Genomic DNA, 408 nt, shown 5'->3' with positions numbered 1-408 from the left:
CCCAAGACCCCGCAGGAAGCGGCGGCCAAGGTCCTGGCGGCGATCGACCCCAGCACCACCGTCTCGGTGGACAGTGCGGTCGAGGTGGCCGGGCGGGCGGCGTACGAGCTCGTGCTGCGGCCCAAGGACAACCGGTCGCTGCTCACCGAGGCCAGGATCGCCGTCGACGGGGAGACCCGCAGCCCCCTGCGCGTCCAGGTGTTCGCCAAGCAGCGCACCGTGCTCGACGTCGGCTACACCGACGTGAGCTTCACCCGCCCCGAAGACTCGACCTTCGAGTTCACGCCCCCACCCGGGTCCGAGGTGACCGAGAAGACCGTGCCGGACCACGCGAAGAGCCGGGGCGAGCGCGACGAGGCCCAGAAGCAGACGGACGACCGGGTGACCACGGTCGGCAGTGGCTGGACC

1 protein-coding gene is annotated in these 408 nt (G+C 71.6%); it reads left to right on the top strand.

All coding sequences use genetic code 11. From position 1 onward, the window contains the following. Positions 1-408 (top strand): hypothetical protein (locus tag I6F37_RS42535; RefSeq protein WP_225154756.1); only part of this gene is annotated, 408 nt, incomplete at both ends.

Origin of the sequence: Bradyrhizobium sp. NBAIM08, assembly GCF_020193935.1 — a bacterium.
Taxonomy (GTDB): domain Bacteria; phylum Pseudomonadota; class Alphaproteobacteria; order Rhizobiales; family Xanthobacteraceae; genus Bradyrhizobium; species Bradyrhizobium yuanmingense.
The sequence above is the reverse complement of the archived record's forward strand: the minus strand, read 5'-3'. Positions and strand labels throughout refer to the sequence as shown.